Here is a 17,652-nt window from a genome sequence, read left to right as displayed (position 1 = left end):
CTCGCCTTCATCCATGGCCAGCGATTCGATGCAGTACTGGTAGGCGTGGGTGTGGATCGCCTCTTCGAACGCCTGGCGCAGGATGTACTGGCGGCATTCCGGGTCTTTCCAGAGGGCGATGTCGGCGGTCATGTTGACTTCTTGCGGCATCCAGTGGTTTGCGCAACCGTCCAGATACTTCTGCCAGGCCCAGTCGTACTTGAATGGCACGAGTTGGTTGAGGTCGGCGCGGCAGTTGATCATGCGTTTTTCGTCAACGGCGACGCGGGCGGAGGCGCCTTCGAGTTCGGCGAGGCCTTCGGCGACGTCGAGGGAGTTCAGTGCAGCCTTGGCGCGGGCCACGGCAGCCGAGTCACTGGCCGTTACGGCGCGTGCTTCGAGGGCGGCGGCACCGCCGGCGCTGTCGAGGCGGTCCATGTTGGCTTCAGTGGCGTGGCCGGCGTTTGCGCCTTTTGCCACGGCTACTTCACTGTCTTCTTTGTCGAATTCGTCCCAGCTCAGCATGACGTGTCGTCTCCTGCGTGAGGGCCAGATGCCCGTGTGAAAACTGAAAGGTTGGTTTTTCACACGGCCGTACTGGCCGCATTGGATCTAAAGGAATCGTTTTTTGCAGCAGCTATACGCAGGCATCAAACAGAATTTTGTACGGGGTTCCGAGAGCCTCTGATGGGCGCAGGCAACGTTGGACGCTGCTGCAGGGCTTCAGACTGGCTGTTCTCCCTGTAAGGGGATATTGCAGGCCCGCTATAGGGCGGCATTATAGGGAAATTTTCACGCGCGTGGTGCGGCGAATCGGCTCACAGAACGGCCGAGAGGGGAGGTTTTTCGGTCAGAGCGAGGGTTTATGGGGCTTTGCCGGGTATAGATTTTTTTTCGGAAAAATTTCGCGAATGTCGATTTGTTCAAAAAACGAGCAAAAAAGGCCGGTTTTTACTACATCTAGTGTTTTGCAAGCCTTTTGAGCGCTCTCAGACACAACTGAGCCCGACCGAAGCCGGGCTGGAATCGACCCTCAATGTTGCGCTGAGCGGTCCAATTCGGTGCAGTCTGAATCAGCCATTGGAGCAGCCGTTGCCCATGACGCTGTAGCGCAGGATGTGACGCTGGCCTTTGGAGTCGTCGTATTCCATTTTCATCGGAACAACTTCGCAGACATTTGGAATCTCGCTCATGGATACAACTTTGGCGATGTCCAGGTGAGTGGAGTAAGTGTATTCCTCGATAGCCGGTTGTTGCTGTGCGACATCAGTCGGGACCTCGTCTGCCATTGCGGTTGCGCACAGACTGCTGAGGGCCAGAACCAATAAAGCTTTCATTTCAAAGTTACCTTTTTGAGGTCGAGTGGGGTCACGCAACCTTTTTGGGGTTGCGTGTGGAACTGCATCGCTTTCGTTCTTTACTGCGAGGTGGATTAACGGCCTTCGTGGGGGCTGTAACGTTGTTAATCGCTTCGCCTTGTCGGCGAGGTGAATTCTAGGGAGGTGGAGTGGGGGTAAACAGAGCGGGTTTTGATAAACACCTTTGGCAGATTTGGTAACAATCGCTGGATGTTGTGTCCTCGGTGATGCGGTGTGTCTGATACACCGAGTTGTCTGAATCGCTGGCAAGCCAGCTCCCACAGGGGCTTCGGGCGTTTGAGGGATAGGCGTAAGGGGCTTGTTACTACCATCGTCGAATGGTTCTATGGGCCCGGCCCGGCTACAACAGGGTCATACAAAAACAACTATTACACCGAGGTAGGAAAGATGAGTGCGGCTTCTCTGTATCCCGTTCGTCCCGAGGTTCTGGCTAACACGCTGACTGACGAGGCGACCTACAAAGCCATGTACCAGCAGTCGGTCGTCAACCCTGACGGTTTCTGGCGCGAGCAAGCCAAGCGTCTCGACTGGATCAAACCTTTCACCACGGTGAAACAGACGTCGTTCGACGATCACCATGTCGACATCAAGTGGTTTGCCGACGGCACCTTGAACGTTTCCTACAACTGCCTCGACCGTCATCTGGCCGAGCGCGGCGACCAAATCGCGATCATCTGGGAAGGCGACGACCCGGCCGAGAGCCGCAACATCACCTACCGCGAATTGCACGAACAAGTGTGCAAGCTCGCCAACGCCCTGCGCGGTCAGGACGTACACCGCGGCGACGTGGTGACCATTTACATGCCGATGATTCCCGAAGCCGTGGTCGCCATGCTGGCCTGCACCCGGATCGGCGCGATTCACTCGGTGGTGTTCGGTGGTTTCTCGCCGGAAGCCCTGGCCGGTCGCATCATCGACTGCAAATCGAAAGTGGTGATCACTGCCGACGAAGGTATCCGTGCCGGCAAGAAGATCCCGCTCAAGGCCAACGTCGACGACGCGCTGACCAACCCGGAAACCAGCAGCATCCAGAAAGTCATCGTCTGCAAGCGCACCGGCGGCGACATCAAGTGGAACCAGCATCGCGACATCTGGTACGAAGACCTGATGAAGGTGGCGGGCACCGTTTGCGCGCCGAAAGAGATGGGCGCTGAAGAAGCGCTGTTCATCCTTTATACCTCCGGCTCGACCGGCAAGCCGAAGGGCGTGCAGCACACCACCGGCGGTTACTTGTTGTACGCGGCTATGACTCACGAACGCGTGTTCGACTATCGCCCGGGCGAAGTTTACTGGTGTACCGCCGACGTCGGCTGGGTCACCGGTCACAGCTACATCGTCTACGGCCCGCTGGCGAATGGCGCGACCACGCTGCTGTTCGAAGGCGTGCCGAACTATCCGGACATCACCCGGGTGGCGAAGATCATCGACAAGCACAAGGTCAACATCCTCTATACCGCACCGACCGCGATCCGCGCCATGATGGCGTCGGGGCAAGCGGCTGTTGAAGGCGCTGATGGCAGCAGCCTGCGTCTGCTGGGTTCGGTGGGCGAGCCGATCAACCCGGAAGCCTGGGACTGGTACTACAAGAATGTCGGCAAATCACGTTGCCCGATCGTTGATACCTGGTGGCAGACCGAAACCGGCGGCAACATGATGAGCCCGCTGCCGGGGGCTCACGCGCTCAAGCCGGGTTCGGCGGCGCGTCCGTTCTTTGGTGTGGTGCCGGCGCTGGTCGACAACCTTGGCAACATTATCGAGGGCGAGGCCGAGGGCAATCTGGTGATTCTCGATTCGTGGCCAGGTCAGGCGCGCACGCTGTATGGCGACCATGATCGCTTCGTCGATACCTACTTCAAGACGTTCCGTGGCATGTACTTCACCGGTGACGGCGCACGTCGTGATGCCGATGGTTACTACTGGATCACCGGGCGTGTCGACGACGTGCTCAACGTGTCTGGCCACCGCATGGGCACGGCCGAGATCGAAAGCGCGATGGTTGCTCACCCTAAAGTCGCTGAAGCAGCGGTGGTGGGTGTGCCGCACGACATCAAGGGGCAGGGCATTTATGTCTATGTCACGTTGATTGGCGGCGAAGAGCCAAGCGAGCAACTGCGTTTGGAATTGAAGAACTGGGTGCGTAAAGAGATCGGGCCGATTGCTTCGCCGGACGTGATCCAGTGGGCGCCGGGTTTGCCGAAGACCCGTTCGGGCAAGATCATGCGCCGGATTCTGCGCAAGATTGCTACCGCTGAATATGACGGTTTGGGCGATATCTCGACCCTGGCTGATCCGGGTGTGGTGCAGCATTTGATTGATACGCACAAGACCATGAATGTTGCGTAAGCGGCGGGTCTGAAAAGCTGAAAGCCCCGTCCGGTGTATGCCGAGCGGGGCTTTTTTGTGTCTGGAGGTTTTGTGGTGATCGTGCCGGCCTCTTCGCGAGCGAGCTCGCTCCCACAGGGGATTGCATTTGGCTTGGGTGAATTCGGTCAAAACTGTGGGAGCGAGCTTGCTCGCGAAGGCAATCTGTCAGGCACTGGTGTGGTCCGCAGCCAGGAACCGAAACGGCCCAACCAATAATTATCGATCTGCTCCGTAAGACATTTCCCACTGTTACCGGGTCATATCCACGTAACCGAATGTGTAACCGCTTGCGCCAAACCGGGGCAAAGGGAAACGCATCACCCCGTTTTAGAGCCTCAAACCTTCCAGTGAAAATAAGACATAACGCTGCGCTTGCCGGATTAGAAGGGTTTGCGAATAATAGGCCCGCAATTTGCAGCATAGATCGGTTCACAATCGTTCGCTCTTGCATGAAATTGCAGGGCTGTCAATGTGCTCAAGCCGGTTTCTCTGTGCATCTGTAATTAGTTGTCGCATTGAAGAAATATCGGCTTCGGGCCTGTCGTTAGAATGCCGATCACTCGCTCATCGTGGATGACGTTGAAACCTGCGACGGTTTCAATGGGAAATTTCCCATCGATGCAGCAACCGATTTGCCGATTCACCCATTCGCATATTGGGCTGTCGCTCACTCTGCCGTTTTTGCCCTTTACCGATGGAGTCCCAAGATGAAGAAACTCGTGCTGCTTGGCGCCCTGGCACTGTCTGTGCTGTCGCTGAATTCCTTCGCTGATGAAAAACCTCTGAAAATCGGTATCGAAGCGGCTTACCCTCCGTTTGCGTCGAAAGCACCGGACGGCAGCATCGTCGGTTTCGACTACGACATCGGCAACGCCCTGTGCGAGCAGATGCAGGTCAAGTGCGTATGGGTCGAGCAAGAATTCGACGGTCTGATCCCGGCACTGAAAGTGCGCAAGATCGACGCGATCCTGTCGTCCATGTCGATCACTGACGATCGCAAGAAGTCCGTGGACTTCACCAACAAGTACTACAACACCCCGGCCCGCCTGGTCATGAAGGCCGGCACTCAGGTCAGCGAAGGTCTGGCTGAGCTCAAGGGCAAGAACATTGGCGTACAACGTGGTTCGATCCACGAGCGTTTCGCCCGCGAAGTGCTGGCTCCACTGGGCGCCGAGATCAAGCCGTACGGTTCGCAGAACGAAATCTACCTGGACGTGGCCGCCGGTCGCCTCGACGGCACCGTGGCAGACGCTACGCTGTTGGATGACGGCTTCCTGAAAACCGACGCTGGCAAAGGTTTCGCCTTCGTTGGCCCGGCATTCACCGACGTCAAATACTTCGGCGACGGCGTAGGCATCGCAGTCCGCAAGGGCGACGCCCTGAAAGACAAAATCAACACCGCCATCGCGGCCATCCGCGAAAATGGCAAATACAAGGAAATCCAGGACAAGTACTTCGCCTTCGATATCTACGGCAAGTAACACGTCTCTGCGACAAGTCCGAAATGGCGCAAGCAACAGGATCTCTGCGGTTTGCGCCATTTTTTCATCCCAACTTTCGAGGACCTGAATCATGTTGAAAGGCTACGGGGCTGTCATCCTCGATGGCGCATGGCTGACGCTTCAGCTCGCCTTGTCTTCCATGGCCCTGGCCATCGTTCTCGGGCTGATCGGTGTCGCGTTGCGCCTGTCGCCGGTGCGCTGGCTGGCTTGGCTGGGCGATCTGTATTCCACGGTGATCCGTGGCATTCCCGACCTGGTGTTGATCCTGCTGATCTTTTACGGCGGTCAGGACTTGCTCAACCGCGTCGCACCGATGCTCGGTTATGACGATTACATCGACCTGAATCCTTTGGCCGCCGGTATCGGCACCCTCGGTTTCATCTTCGGTGCCTACCTGTCGGAAACCTTCCGTGGCGCGTTCATGGCCATTCCCAAGGGTCAGGCCGAAGCGGGCATGGCGTACGGCATGAGCAGTTTTCAGGTGTTCTTCCGGGTGATGGTGCCGCAGATGATTCGTCTGGCGATTCCGGGTTTTACCAACAACTGGCTGGTACTGACCAAGGCTACCGCGCTGATTTCCGTGGTCGGTCTGCAAGACATGATGTTCAAGGCCAAGCAGGCGGCAGACGCCACTCGCGAGCCTTTCACCTTCTTCCTTGCAGTGGCGGCGATGTACCTGGTGATCACCAGCGTTTCGTTGCTGATACTGCGTCAACTTGAGAAGCGCTACTCGGTAGGCGTAAGGGCGGCTGATCTATGATCTTCGACTACAACGTCATCTGGGAGGCTCTACCGCTGTACTTCGGCGGCCTGGTGACCACCCTTAAATTGCTCGCGTTTTCGCTGTTTTTCGGTCTGCTGGCGGCCTTGCCGCTGGGCCTGATGCGCGTTTCGAAGAACCCGGTCGTCAACGGCGCCGCGTGGCTCTACACCTACGTGATTCGCGGCACGCCGATGCTTGTTCAGCTGTTTTTGATCTACTACGGTCTGGCGCAGTTCGAAGCGGTACGTGAAAGTATCTTCTGGCCATGGCTGTCCAGCGCGACGTTCTGTGCGTGCCTGGCGTTCGCGGTCAACACCAGCGCCTACACCGCTGAAATCATCGCCGGCAGCCTCAAGGCCACGCCGAACGGTGAGATCGAAGCGGCCAAGGCCATGGGCATGTCGCGCTTCAAACTGTACAAACGCATCCTGTTGCCGTCGGCCCTGCGCCGGGCGCTGCCGCAGTACAGCAACGAAGTGATCATGATGCTGCAGACCACCAGTCTGGCGTCCATCGTGACCTTGATCGACATCACTGGCGCGGCGCGTACTGTCAACGCGCAGTTCTACCTGCCGTTCGAGGCGTACATCACCGCTGGCGTGTTCTACCTGTGCCTGACCTTCATTCTGGTGAAGCTGTTCAAGTTGGCCGAGCGTCGGTGGCTGAGCTACCTGGCCCCGCGGAAGCACTGATATGGAACGCATCGACCACGTTTTACCGTGGAGCCACCTGGGCTGCGAGCGCAAGATTTCAGTGTTCCGTTTCGGTCAGGGCGAGCGCAAGGCCTACATTCAGGCCAGCCTGCACGCTGATGAACTGCCGGGCATGCGCACCGCCTGGGAGCTGAAAAAACGCCTTGGCGAACTCGAAGCCAAAGGCTTGCTCAACGGTGTGATCGAGCTGGTCCCGGTGGCCAATCCGCTGGGTCTCGGGCAGTTGCTGCAAGGCAATCATCAGGGCCGTTTCGAGGCGGGCAGTGGCAAGAACTTCAACCGTGATTTCGTTGAGTTGAGCGCGCCGGTTGCGGCGGCTTTGGCCGACAGCCTCGGTGATGATCCGCACGCCAATATTCGCTTGATCCGTCAGGCGATGGCTGATCATTTGGCGGCATTGCCGCAGGCGAGCAGCCAGTTGCAAGGCATGCAGCGCGTTCTGCTCAGCCACGCCTGCAACGCTGATGTGGTGCTCGACTTGCACTGCGACGCCGAAGCCGCGCTGCACATGTACGCGCTGCCGCAGCACTGGCCGCAGTGGCGTTCGCTGGCCGCGCACCTGAATGTGAAGGTTGGTCTGCTGGCGGAAGATTCCGGCGGCAGCTCCTTTGACGAAGCGTGTTCGCTGCCGTGGCTGCGTCTGTCGCGGCAGTTCCCGGATGCGCAGATTCCGCTGGCGTGCCTGGCGACGACGATTGAGCTGGGCGGTCAGGCCGACACCGGTCGCGCTGAGGCCCAGGCGTATGCTGAAGGCATTCTGGCGTTCCTCGCCGAGCAAGGTTTGATTACCGGCGAGTGGCCGAGTGCGGCGCACGAAGCGTGCGAAGGCATGCCGTTTGAAGGCACTGAATTGCTGTTCGCGCCCCACCCGGGCGTAGTGAGTTTTCTGCGTAAACCCGGCGAGTGGGTTGAAGCAGGGGACGAGATTTTTGAAGTGATCGACCCTGTGTCCGATCGGGTCAGCACGGTATGTGCTGGTACGTCCGGGGTGCTGTTTGCCATTGAACGGCTGCGCTATGCCCAACCCGGTTTCTGGCTGGCCAAGGTGGCGGGGCGCGAAGCGCTGCGTCACGGGCGCTTGCTCAACGACTGACTGACTGTTTTTGTGAGAACCGACCGCATGTACAAACTTGAAGTCCAAGACCTGCATAAACGCTATGGCAGTCACGAAGTGCTCAAGGGTGTTTCCCTGAAAGCGGCAGCCGGCGATGTGATCAGCATCATCGGCTCCAGTGGCTCCGGCAAAAGTACTTTCCTGCGCTGCATCAACCTGCTCGAGCAGCCGCACGCGGGCAAGATTCTGCTCAACAACGAAGAGCTGAAACTGGTCGCCAACAAGGACGGCGCGCTCAAAGCCGCTGATCCGAAACAGTTGCAGCGCATGCGTTCGCGTCTGTCGATGGTGTTCCAGCATTTCAACCTGTGGTCGCACATGACCGCGCTGGAAAACATCATGGAAGCGCCGGTGCACGTGCTTGGCATCTCCAAGGCCGAAGCCCGCGAGAAGGCCGAGCACTACCTGAACAAGGTTGGCGTGGCGCATCGCAAAGACGCGTTCCCGGGACACATGTCCGGTGGCGAGCAGCAGCGTGTGGCGATTGCCCGAGCGCTGGCAATGGAGCCGGAGGTGATGCTGTTCGACGAACCGACGTCGGCGCTCGATCCGGAACTGGTTGGCGACGTCTTGAAGGTGATGCAAGCGCTGGCTCAGGAAGGCCGCACCATGGTTGTTGTGACCCACGAAATGGGCTTTGCCCGTGAAGTGTCGAACCAGTTGGTGTTCCTGCACAAAGGTGTTGTTGAAGAGAGCGGCAACCCGCGCGAAGTGCTGGTTAATCCGCAATCGGAACGCTTGCAGCAATTCCTCTCGGGCAGCCTCAAGTAAACACTGCCGTTGTGCACCAAATTAGGTCATGCTTCGCCACCTAAAAGCTGGCCTCAATCCCTGTGGGAGCTGGCAAGCCAGCTCCCACAGTTGATCTGTGTTGGTTTCAGGATTTGTGTTCATTTACGGGCTAGCATTGGCCCATGCCTTCATCATCGTTGTTCGTTTCGGATCGCCCGCCCATGACTGCCCATCGAATTGGTTTCCTGATTTGGCCCAGCACTAAAGCGTTGACGCTGGCGCTGGCGGAGGAGGCCCTGCGTGTTGCCCAGCGTGTGCATCCGGACGTCGTCTACGAACTGTCGTTCCTGCAGGCCGAGCCGCCGAGCGAAGGCGCCTGGCAATTGCCCGGCGAACCGTGGGCCGGCAAGCTGGAAAACTTCCAGAAACTGTTCCTGGTCGCCGACGAGCCGCCGACCACGTTGGCCCCAGCACTCAGCAGTGCGCTCAAGCAACTGGTGCGTGCCGGTTGTGTGATCGGTGGGTTGTCCGCCGGTGTGTACCCGTTGGCGCAAATGGGTTTGCTCGACGGTTATCGCGCGGCGGTGCACTGGCGCTGGCAGGACGATTTCGCCGAGCGCTTCCCGAAGGTCATCGCCACCAGCCATCTGTTCGATTGGGATCGTGATCGCCTGACCGCGTGCGGCGGCATGTCCGTGCTCGATCTGCTGCTGGCATTGCTGGCCCGTGATCACGGTGCAGAGTTGGCCGGTGCGGTTTCCGAAGAACTGGTGGTCGAACGCATCCGTGAGGGCGGCGAGCGTCAGCGCATTCCATTGCAGAATCGCCTCGGCTCCAGTCATCCAAAACTCACGCAAGCCGTGCTGCTGATGGAAGCCAACATCGAAGAGCCGCTGACCACCGACGAAATCGCCCAACACGTGTGCGTGTCCCGTCGGCAGCTTGAGCGGATTTTCAAGCAGTACCTCAACCGTGTGCCGAGCCAGTACTACCTGGAACTGCGCCTGAACAAGGCCCGGCAAATGTTGATGCAAACCAGTAAGTCGATCATTCAGATTGGCTTGTCGTGTGGCTTCTCATCGGGGCCGCACTTCTCCAGCGCCTACCGCAATTTCTTCGGTGCCACGCCGCGGGAAGATCGCAACCAGCGGCGCAGCAGCAGCCCGTTCGAATTGTCGTCGGTGCCGTCAGAGCGCGGTTAATCGTCCTCAGCGCCGGTCATGCTGAATCATCCGATGAGTCGATCGACATGGCCGACTCATCCGTTTCTGTGGAAGCGGATGGCGTTGCGGGTGGGGGCGCAATTCGCTGTGTTTGGTGCTCCGCCAGTGCGGCATTTCTTCGCAGGCGATAACTTTCCACGTATTGCTGACTTTGCGCAGATAGCGGGTTACCGCTGAAATCGAACTCGGTGGTGCTGGCGTTCCAGAAATCCTCGGGTAACTCGACGATGGCGTTGTTGGAGAAGTTGACGTACTCCAGGCGCTGCACGGGAAGCGTGGGTGGTGGTTCGCTGACGCCGGTGTTGCTCAGATCCAGCCAGAACAGCTGCTCCAGCCGGCCGACATCGGGGGTGAGACCGAGCGGGTTGTTCCGCAAAATCAGCGTGTTGAGATTTGTTCTCGCGCCCAGCGCTTCCACGCTTGCCGGGGTCAGCGTGATATGGCAATCCGGCAGGCTCAGCGCGGTCAGTTTTTCCATCGACAGTACGACAGCTGGAATGTCTTCGAGTTGATAACCCTGGATTGCCAGCTTCTGCGCGTTAGGGAAAAGACTCAGGAATTGACCAATGCGCGACGGCGCCCCAGATCCGTTTGACAGGATGATGGTGCGCACATGCGCGAAGTTCGCAGTCGGTGTGGGCAGATCCCCCCTCACGGGCAAGTTGAAGGTGAAATTGAATTCGTCTTGCTCCTGCCCCTGCGTCACGATCCGGCGCCAGCAGTTTTCCAGGCTTTCCTTGAACGTCAGTCTATTGGCTTGTTCCTGGCGCACGGCGTTGCCGGCCAGTGGCGCGCGGTTGACCGGATCCAGCGGTATCTCGCTGGCCCACGACTCTAGCTCGCGAGTCAGGGTGGCAAGCTCGGTGTTACGGCGCGCCAGCTCGATTCGACCCTCGACCAGTGTGCCGGGCAGGCTGTAGACAAGCTCGTTGATTTGGTTTTCGGTCAACCTCGGATAAAGCGTCAGGGCTAACTCACTGTCCATGGCTTCGACCGGCACGCCGAACGCATGGCCATTGGTTTGGTAGCAGGTTTTGATCCGCTCCCGCGCAACTGCCGAGATCGGGTTGTCATGCAAGTCGATGTTCTGGCCGATGGCGGCGGGCAGATTGAAAAGCTCATCAGGCAGTTCGCTGATGTTGTTGTTATTGAGCATCACGTCCTCCAGATTTGGAAGGCTGGAGATTCCGGGTGGAACACGGTCGATCGCTGTTTTGGAAAGGTCCAGGAACATCAGGTCCGTCAGCGCCGAGATGTCTGGCGCGTCGACCAGTGGATTGTTGGAGAGATCCAATGCCCTGAGTCGCGATAGCGAAGAAAGCGTAGCTTGCCCCTCGGCATCGAACATCACACCGCTACTACTGAGCACCAGCGATTTGAGCGTAGGCATCCGATTAAGCGCCGAGGGAATTCGACCCAATGCGAAGTTGCGCAACTCCATTGCGTGTAGCCTGCTGAAGCAATTCAGAAAGCCGTCAGACACTTTCAGCGCATCATTGCCCCGCAAGGATATCTGGGTGACGTGACTGAAATCAGCGCTCAGCGTCGGCATGTCGCCGGTAAATCCGAGTTGGGTAACGAATATGTTTGAACGTAGTTCGGTTTTGTCGACAAATCGGCGGCGCCAAAAAGTCTGCAGGTCTACGCTGAAATCTGTCCTGGCAAAATGCTGTGCAGCTCTTTCGAACGGATGGATGAAATCACCCGTGGTCGGGTCGCGCGGCGGAATGCGCTCGGCCCACACAGCGAGGTCGCTGATCATCGTCGCTATCTCCGCTTCCCAACGCAGCAACTGAGCGCTGCCAGCCTCCAGCGAACCGGGCAGTGAATAGATCATGTGGACGGCGCTTTCGGTCTTCAATACCGGAAACAGTGTCTTGGCTCTGGCGATGTCGGCGGCCTCGGGTAGCACCCCGAAATGGTTGAGTGCGTGGTAATTGCCCTTGATTCGATTGCGACTGGTGGCGGACAACGGATTACCCGCCAGATCGATGCCATCGGCAAGATCCGGATCGACCTCGAAGAACGTGTCGGGCAGATCGATGATCCCGTTGCCATCGAGCAAGACATTGCGCAGGTTAGGATGATCGGCGATGCCGTCAGGCAAGCTGGAAATACCGGTGTTGGACAAGCGAACGTCATTTAACTGCGGCATTGTTTCCACATTGGGCGCCATCCCCAGCGGGTTGTTGCTCAGATCAAGCAACTCAAGATCACTCAGGGCTTCCAGAACGCTCTGCCCGTCGGCTGTCAGCGTGACGCCACAGTTTGTCAGCGTCAGCTCCTTGAGTTCCGTCAGGCGAGACAGGTTTTCAGGCATTTGACCCAGTGCGAAATCGCGCATTTCCAAAGTTTGCACATGCGGGAAAAGCTCAAGAAACCTGCCGACTTCACTGATGCCCGCGCCGCCGGTTAAATCCAGCGTCAAAACGTGATTGAAGTCGGCCGTCAACCTCGGCATTTCTCCCGAGAAGGCCAAGCTCGCTTCGAAGAAGTCATTTCGCGTGTTGGTGGCGTCCGAGCGACTTTCCCAGAATCGTAAAAGCTGCTCGCGAAAGTCTGATCGTGCGCGGTAGTCATTGAGAAAGTCGCCGGGCGTGTGCACTTCGCCGGTCACCGGATGATGAGCCGAGCCCTGGGTGCTCCACGTAGACAGATCCGCCCGTAGGGTTTCCCTCTCGATTTGCCAGCGTTGCAGCTGAATTCGACCCTCTGCCAACGTTCCCGGCAGGGTGTAGATCATGTTGCTCGCGTCCTGCGCGTCGAGCGACGGAAACAGCTGTTTGGCCAGTTCGATATCGGCGCTGTCTGCCGACACTTCGAAGTCATGACTGGTCTTGCGGTAGTAGGTTTTAATCCGGTTGCGCGACTCGGTAGAAAGCGGATTGTCGGCAAAGTCGAATCCTCGGGTGCGGTCCAGCGGTAACTCGAACATTGCTTCCGGCAACTCAGTGATGAAGTTGTCGCGCAGAACCGCGATTTGCAGTTCGGGAAGATCGAGAAGCCCGGATGGCAACTGGTTGATGCCGGTCAGGGACAAGTCGATGCTCGTGAGCGTGGGCAAAAGATTCAAATCAAACAGGGAGGCTAACGGGTTGTCGCTCAGCTCCAGTAGCTCGATCTGGTTCATGGTCATTAGGGCAGCCTGATTTTCAGGCGTCAGGACCAAACCGCAGCTCTTCAGCTCCAGTGCGTTGAGTCGGGACAGGTCGAGGGATGGCAGGAAACTCGGCTCCAAATCGAAAGAGCGCAGTTCAAGAATGGTCAGATCGCGGAACTGTTGCAGGTACGGCGTCATCGCCGTGACGCTCTTGTTGCCGTTAAGCGTCAAGCGGGTCACATGGTTGAAGTCTGCGTTGAGCACTGGCATGTCACCCATGAACTCAAGGGTCGCCACCAGATGGCTGTCTCTGGTACCAGGCTGGCGCGGCAACCTGTTACGCCAGAAGTGTTCCATTTTTTCGGCGAAGGCCTCCCTCGCCAGACGTTCGCTTACCTCCTCATTGAGATTCAAAGGTTGGTCGCTGGTGGCAGAGTGCTCGGGGATCTGGGTTTTCCATCGCCTGAGATCAGCGCGTAATTGAGTGAGCTCTGCCTCCCAGTCGGCGAGTTGGCCTCGACCCTGGGCCAGTGTGCCGGGCAATTGGTAAAGCAGGTCATTCGCCTGTTCAGCACTCAGCGTTGGAAACAGCTCGGTCGCGCGCTGAATGTCAGCCTGCTCGATCATTACTCCGAAATGTTTGTGCGTTCGGTTGTAGAGGGTCTTGATCGACTCCCGGGTGGCGGCGGATAGCGGGTTGTTGGCAAAGCTCAGTCTCCCGGCCAAATAGTGCGATGACGTCAGCAACTCTTCGGGTATTTCAGTGATCAGGTTGCCATCGAACTTGCCGGTAAAGAGGTTCGGATGATCGAGCAAGCCCGGAGGCGTAGTGGAGATACCGGTGTTGTCCAGGTTGAGGTAGTGCAAGGCAGGCATGCTGTGAATGTCGGGCGGTACGCCCAGCGGGTTGTCTTGCAGATCAAGGATCGAAAGCTGTTCCATGGCCGGGAAGCCGGCGACGTCCGAGGCGGAGAGCTTTATGCCGCAGTTGCGCAGCGCAAGATGCTGCAGCTGCGGCATAGCGTCAAAGCTCTGTGGCAAATCGGGCAGGTTCAGGTCATGCATATCGAGGTAGCGCAGGGACGGAAAAGACTGCAGAAAACGCTCGACACCACGGGTACCGGCATTGCCCTTGAAGGAGAGCAGGGTGACATGGCTGAAATCGGCTTCCAGTATCGGCAGGTCTCCGATCACCGGCTCTTCAATCTGCAGCATGTAGCTGTCGGCCCCAGCTGTTTCTCTGCGCCAGCAACGTTCAACGGCTTTTTTGAAAAGTGCACGGTTTTGCACCGCGGCGCGGCGTTGGATGTCCGTCAGCGCTAAGCCGGTGACGGGGTCATTTGCGGGCGCCTCGTTCTTCCAGCGCCGCAGGTCGTCCTTGAGTCGGGTGAGTTCCGTTCGCAAGCGCGACAGTTCATTGCTCAGCCCGCCAGGTTCATGCTGAAACCGGGCAGCGAATGCCTGTGCGTCTTCAGGGGTATAGGTTGGAAAAATCACCCGTACCCTTTCTATGTCTGTTGTAGTGCCGTCCGGCGCGCCGAAGAAATATGCCGCTTCAACGTCGTTCCCCCCATGACGACCACCACGTCCCACGAGCCGCAGTGTGTCCACGGCAGGTTCGGGAATCGGCACTGGAGAAATGGCCACGCGCAGTTCGTTGCGCTCCACCGGCCGCTCGCGGATCGTCGCTTTTAGTCTGTCGCCCTGGCCAATCTGGATGTTCAGGTGTTGCCGCTCGCTATCCGGCAGTGCATGGAGAACGCTGGAGTAGAAATCGGTCGCAGAATGCAGCTCCTGGCCCCGCTCGTCGTAGGGCTGGTAGGTGCCATCGCTCTGCCGCACCAGAACTTTTTGAATGGACGCCTCCATGCCGCCAGTGCTGTCGAGTAACCGTCCTTCGTAGTGCCCGCCGCGAATCTCCAACCGCACGTCACCGCTCCAGCCGGGCAGGCGTTTGAGGCTGTGCAGTGCCAGGGTGTCTGTATCCGGATTGTTGACCGAGTCCAGTTGCAGTCCTTCGTACGCGCGGGTGACCCGCAGCTCTTGATTGGCCAGTTGCATGAGCGCCTGTTGGCGTGGGGGCAACTGACTCTCGTTAATTTGCAGCAGTTCATCGCCGGTTGCGGTGCCGAGCAGTTCGCGGGTGATGCTGGCGGGCAATCCTGCATCGTGTTGCGCGAGCCGCTGCGCCAGCGGATCGTCATTGCGCTGAAGGGCGTCGTAGCGGGATTCGAAGATTGAGGTTCGTTGCTGCGTGGCGATCTGTGCCAGCTGTTTTCTTAGCGTCTGGCTACGTACATCCAGTGCCAGCATCGGACCGGAGAACGCTTCGCCGAGCAGGGCTTTGGCTTGCTGATCGTCGAGGGAAGAAAGCAGAGTCTTGAGCAGGTCGCCGTCCTTGAGGCTGCCTTGGCGAATGACGGTCAGCGGCAAGCTTTCATCGCTGGATGACTGCCAGACGAGTTCGCCCTGCGAGTCGAGCAGGCGCAAGCGCTGACTGCTCGGCCAGCGGCCATGCTCGCTCAACAGTTGCAACTGTAGAATCGGGTCGACGTGCAGATAGGCCTCGGGCAGCTCGCTGTGCAAATCGTCGGTGAAGCGTTGCAGATCCTGATTGATCTTGAAACGCTGGATGCTGTCCGCCAGCAGCGGCGGGATCGATTCCTGATCGACGTGCATGGTGCGCAGGATTTCTTCGTCGAGGCCGCTGACCTGCAGGATCGTTTCACGTCGGGCCGCTGAAAACGACTCGACCGAATGACCGATTCGGCGCAGCGCCGTTGGCCTGTCCCACGTCAGCGGTTGCTCGATTTCGCTGTGCCAGGCGCCGTCGCCGTTATGGCGCACCCTGGGTTGATAAGCGTCGGGTTGGGTTGGGTGGGCAATCCGGTATTCGCCGGCATCCGTTGTTTCGTTCACGGCAAAATGCGCGTCATTGAGAGTCAGCAGTTGACTGCCCTCGTGCGTGTGCAGGCCCAGCTCATTAGGTGCGGAATCGGCGGCGGGCGAGGTTGTCTGCTCATACCGTGTCAGGTCCGGTTCCCAGTATTTGGTCTGGCCGCTGGGCATTTCGACAGGCTTGAAGCGGTCGATGAACTCGACGATTTCCTTGGGCAGGATATTGCGAAACTCGCCTGCGCCAATCGCCCCGCCGATGGCAAAGGTGCCTAGCTGAATCAGTGATTCGAGCGTGCCCATCAGGTGTTCGAACGCTGCTGTGGTTCGGCCTTGCGCCCAATCGATGATGCCCTCGAACACTTCGTCGAGCAGTTGATAAGCCATGTAGGCCATCATCAGTTCGCCCAGACCGGGCACAAACGGCGCGATGATGAGCGCGACGGTCTGCAGGATCGTCGAGACAATATTGACGACCGATTCCCAGAACGCCCAGCGCGCTTTCTGGTCGACCGAGGCGGTCGGCACGGCGATGGCTGCAGCATCATTGAGGATCTTGTTCAGTTTGCCCTGATAGAGGTGCTGCCACAGTGGGGCGCTGATCGGTGTGCAGGTGAGTTGAAGTTTAGGCTGCTCGCGCGGGGTGTCGCGCCATGGCGGTTCGCCGCTGCCGGCCACCGGCTCGTGCCACTTCATCTCGCTCAGGCGACTGTTCAGCGTGGCAAAAAATGCACCGCGCTGCTCAAGGTTGACGAACCGGCTGAAGAATTTTTGATGATCACTGGAACGCAGTTGGCGGGTGAGTTCGATGCGCAGTTCGATGGTCGAGGCGTATTCCTTGATCGGGTGTTCGGGGTCATCCGGTACATAGGCGACCAAGCGTGCCGACGATCGCGGCTCAAGCAGGTCGGGAGCAAAAACGACAATGCCGGTCAGGGGCATTTCCAGCATCGTCAGGTCGTGGCATTTCAATCCGAGCTGATACGGTTGCGTGCCTGGCACTGCATCGAGCAGGCCAACGACCTCCAGGAAATTGTCCTCGCTGATGTCGCCGTTCATCCGCGCCCATTGCAGGGCGGCTTTCATCGCTGCTTGCTGGCTCTGGTCGATTTTTTGCCGCAGCACGGCTGCGACGACCGCATTTCCGGATCCGAGATATTCGCGCAGATAGGTCTGATATTGAGCGCCGATATCCAACGTGCGGCACAGCTTGGTAAACGCCGCGATGCTCAGTTTGGCGTTAAGCGACGGCAAGGTATCGAACTGCCCTCTGGCATCGGGTTGGGTGATGAAGGTCGATTCGGGGTCATAGGCGCCATCTTCGGTTTCCGCTTCCTCGAAGTTGTGCAGCGCCGCTTCCAATAACGAGACCGTCCAGGCCCGGGCACCGGTTTTGATCGGAAACCATGGCGTTTTCGCGGGTACGTAAAGACGCACGAAGGTTGTCCTGACGTTCAGCTCCAGATCGAATTCCTCTTTCAGCGCCGCCCTGAGCAGCGGTTCGGCGAAGGCGCTGGCGTCTTGCAGATGCTCAAGGCGTTTCTCGACATCGTTTTGCGCGGTCCAGTGCGCCGCGTTCAGGGCCATGAGCGCCTGATGCTTGTCGTCCGTGGCCGCTTGCAGTTTGGGCGGCAGGAAGGGGGCCTGGCGCCCAAAAGACTCGCGCTTGGCGGCAGAAGCGTTGCCGAGCCAGTCGGGGATGGCGGCTTTGAGCGGCAGATAATGGTTGTCGGGAAGTTCGCGTTGGGGGAATTCAGGAAGGTGGGCGGGTCGCCGTTCTGTGATTGGGTGCATCGTGGCCATTCCTTGGCGTCTGGAAAGGCCCTAGCAAATCAGAATCATGCGATGGCGGTGCGGTACATATATATACCTCTGGCACCGGGTTGAA

10 protein-coding genes are annotated in these 17,652 nt (G+C 58.5%); 7 read left to right on the top strand and 3 right to left on the bottom strand.

The features are described 5' to 3' along the window. On the bottom strand, positions 1-504 hold a 504-nt coding region (locus ACIQVE_RS25015; protein ID WP_402813574.1), incomplete at its 3' end, for a ribonucleotide-diphosphate reductase subunit beta. Between the two features lie 548 nt (positions 505-1,052). Next, positions 1,053-1,316 (bottom strand): DUF2790 domain-containing protein, encoded by a 264-nt coding sequence (locus ACIQVE_RS25010; protein WP_150633304.1) that lies wholly within the window; start codon positions 1,314-1,316, stop codon positions 1,053-1,055. A 429-nt stretch (positions 1,317-1,745) separates the two neighbouring features. Between ACIQVE_RS25010 and acs the strand changes: the two genes are divergently transcribed. The 7 genes from acs (at position 1,746) to argR (ending at position 9,748) form a co-directional block, all read left to right on the top strand. Next, positions 1,746-3,701 (top strand): acetate--CoA ligase, encoded by a 1,956-nt coding sequence (acs, locus tag ACIQVE_RS25005; protein ID WP_402813570.1) that lies wholly within the window; start codon positions 1,746-1,748, stop codon positions 3,699-3,701. 728 nt (positions 3,702-4,429) lie between these two features. After that, positions 4,430-5,203, top strand: coding sequence for an ABC transporter substrate-binding protein (locus tag ACIQVE_RS25000; protein WP_402813567.1), 774 nt, complete (start codon positions 4,430-4,432; stop codon positions 5,201-5,203). Positions 5,204-5,294: 91 nt separating this feature from the next. Next, the gene (locus ACIQVE_RS24995; RefSeq protein ID WP_007912702.1) at positions 5,295-5,984 is read left to right on the top strand and encodes an ABC transporter permease; all 690 of its coding nucleotides are present in this window, start codon (positions 5,295-5,297) and stop codon (positions 5,982-5,984) included. Then, entirely contained in the window at positions 5,981-6,679 is a 699-nt protein-coding gene (locus tag ACIQVE_RS24990; protein ID WP_402813563.1) for an ABC transporter permease, read from the top strand. Before ACIQVE_RS24995 ends, ACIQVE_RS24990 begins: the two co-directional genes overlap by 4 nt. Before the next feature lies 1 nt (position 6,680). Continuing rightward, positions 6,681-7,793 carry a M14 family metallopeptidase gene (locus ACIQVE_RS24985; RefSeq protein WP_402813560.1) on the top strand — a complete coding sequence of 371 codons (1,113 nt, stop codon included), beginning with the start codon at positions 6,681-6,683 and terminating at the stop codon, positions 7,791-7,793. Between the two features lie 27 nt (positions 7,794-7,820). After that, entirely contained in the window at positions 7,821-8,585 is a 765-nt protein-coding gene (locus ACIQVE_RS24980; RefSeq protein ID WP_402813557.1) for an ABC transporter ATP-binding protein, read from the top strand. A gap of 182 nt (positions 8,586-8,767) precedes the next feature. Next, the gene (gene argR / locus ACIQVE_RS24975) at positions 8,768-9,748 is read left to right on the top strand and encodes a transcriptional regulator ArgR (RefSeq protein WP_402813555.1); all 981 of its coding nucleotides are present in this window, start codon (positions 8,768-8,770) and stop codon (positions 9,746-9,748) included. A 16-nt stretch (positions 9,749-9,764) separates the two neighbouring features. Here the strand turns inward: argR and ACIQVE_RS24970 are convergent, their stop codons facing one another. Beyond that, the gene (locus ACIQVE_RS24970) at positions 9,765-17,558 is read right to left on the bottom strand and encodes a dermonecrotic toxin domain-containing protein (protein ID WP_402813552.1); all 7,794 of its coding nucleotides are present in this window, start codon (positions 17,556-17,558) and stop codon (positions 9,765-9,767) included. Between the last annotated feature and the right edge of the window lie 94 nt (positions 17,559-17,652).

Source organism: Pseudomonas sp. NPDC098747, from assembly GCF_044760045.1.
In the GTDB taxonomy this organism is placed as follows: domain Bacteria; phylum Pseudomonadota; class Gammaproteobacteria; order Pseudomonadales; family Pseudomonadaceae; genus Aquipseudomonas.
Note: the sequence above shows the minus strand (reverse complement) of the source record. Positions and strands in the feature narration are given on the sequence as shown.

Coding starts and splice junctions, on each gene's coding strand:
- ACIQVE_RS25010 (WP_150633304.1), bottom strand. CDS start 1,316: ATGAAAGCTTTATTGGTTCTGGCCCTCAGCAGTCTGTGCGCAACCGCA.
- acs (WP_402813570.1), top strand. CDS start 1,746: ATGAGTGCGGCTTCTCTGTATCCCGTTCGTCCCGAGGTTCTGGCTAAC.
- ACIQVE_RS25000 (WP_402813567.1), top strand. CDS start 4,430: ATGAAGAAACTCGTGCTGCTTGGCGCCCTGGCACTGTCTGTGCTGTCG.
- ACIQVE_RS24995 (WP_007912702.1), top strand. CDS start 5,295: ATGTTGAAAGGCTACGGGGCTGTCATCCTCGATGGCGCATGGCTGACG.
- ACIQVE_RS24990 (WP_402813563.1), top strand. CDS start 5,981: ATGATCTTCGACTACAACGTCATCTGGGAGGCTCTACCGCTGTACTTC.
- ACIQVE_RS24985 (WP_402813560.1), top strand. CDS start 6,681: ATGGAACGCATCGACCACGTTTTACCGTGGAGCCACCTGGGCTGCGAG.
- ACIQVE_RS24980 (WP_402813557.1), top strand. CDS start 7,821: ATGTACAAACTTGAAGTCCAAGACCTGCATAAACGCTATGGCAGTCAC.
- argR (WP_402813555.1), top strand. CDS start 8,768: ATGACTGCCCATCGAATTGGTTTCCTGATTTGGCCCAGCACTAAAGCG.
- ACIQVE_RS24970 (WP_402813552.1), bottom strand. CDS start 17,558: ATGCACCCAATCACAGAACGGCGACCCGCCCACCTTCCTGAATTCCCC.